Origin of the sequence: Microcystis sp. M49636_WE2 (assembly GCF_030065375.1) — a bacterium.
In the GTDB taxonomy this organism is placed as follows: domain Bacteria; phylum Cyanobacteriota; class Cyanobacteriia; order Cyanobacteriales; family Microcystaceae; genus Microcystis; species Microcystis aeruginosa_C.
Genome location: NZ_JASJFG010000879.1, coordinates 1 through 1,083, shown reverse-complemented (window position 1 = coordinate 1,083; position 1,083 = coordinate 1). Strand labels below are relative to the sequence as shown.

General features: G+C 40.3%; 3 protein-coding genes. 2 read left to right on the top strand and 1 reads right to left on the bottom strand.

Annotated features, from left to right (window positions below; translation table 11 throughout):
• On the top strand, positions 1–466 hold a 466-nt coding region (locus tag PX484_RS20180), incomplete at its 5' end, for a glycosyltransferase family 2 protein (protein WP_288105275.1).
• A 22-nt stretch (positions 467–488) separates the two neighbouring features.
• Here the strand turns inward: PX484_RS20180 and PX484_RS20175 are convergent.
• Complete coding sequence (locus tag PX484_RS20175) at positions 489–674, bottom strand: type II toxin-antitoxin system HicB family antitoxin (protein WP_287766484.1); 186 nt, start codon at positions 672–674, stop codon at positions 489–491.
• A 187-nt stretch (positions 675–861) separates the two neighbouring features.
• On the opposite strand from PX484_RS20175, the gene PX484_RS20170 reads away from it, so the two are divergent.
• The coding region (locus PX484_RS20170; protein ID WP_288105277.1) for an enoyl-CoA hydratase-related protein at positions 862–1,083 on the top strand (222 nt) is incomplete at its 3' end.

Below are 1,083 nucleotides of genomic sequence, written 5' to 3'. Positions count from 1 at the left end.
CGGTCAAACTGCTAACCTCGCTATTCGTCGAGAAGCTTTTCAAAAAGTTGGTTTATTTCGTCCTTATTTAACTACCGGTGGTGATGCCGATATCTGTTGGCGTATTCAACAACAAACCGACTGGCAATTAACCTACGCACCGGAGGCAATTATTTACCATCGTCATCGTTCCACCTTAGAAGACTTAAGAAGTCAATTAAAACGTTATGGGCGATCAAATCGCTATCTTCATGAATTGTATGGTGTGGAATTGATGCGACCTTTAACCAATCAAGAGTTATTTTTTACTCTCGGTCGTTGGTTATTAAAAGAGCTACCAAAAAATACTCTCAAGTTATTGTTTGGTAAAGCTGATATAGTAGATTTATTGGCTACTCCCCTCGATTTAATTGGGTTTCAGTCCCGCAGCCAAGGACAAACCACGGCTAAATTACCCGAAAAAGCTAAAGAAATCGAATGGCTTTAATTCAGTTATCAGTTATCAGTTATCAGATATGAGTTTTCAGTTCACTGATTAAGGTTTCCTCTATGGTTTCTCCCTGAGTGAAACATCCTGGAATATCCTTAATTTCTGATACATATCCCCCCTCATCATCAGGACAAATTGTTATTGGATATTTTAAGCACAAATAAAACTCTAATGATTCAAGCTTAGTTTTATTAATTGTACTCATATTTTTAGCTCTTTAAAGTTAGCAAATAGTATCAATATATTTTCAATCAATACTCAGAGAATATCAATAAGAGAATCAGCTTTAAACCTTGTCGGTCAACTATCCATTCCCCTCTTCGGGCGCTCCAGGCTTCAAAGTGGGCGACAAAATGAGGTAAGGTAAAAAAGCTGTGCCTATAACCGAGACTATGAGCGTTGAATGGCAATCCGTCAAAACCTACGAGGATATTCTTTACCATAAATGGGGGGGAATCGCCAAAATTACCATCAATCGCCCCCATAAGCGTAATGCCTTCCGTCCGAAGACAGTTTTTGAGCTTTACGACGCTTTCTGTGATGCTCGCGAGGATGCCCGCATTGGGGTAGTATTGCTCACGGGTGCGGGTCCCCACAGCGACGGCAAATATGCT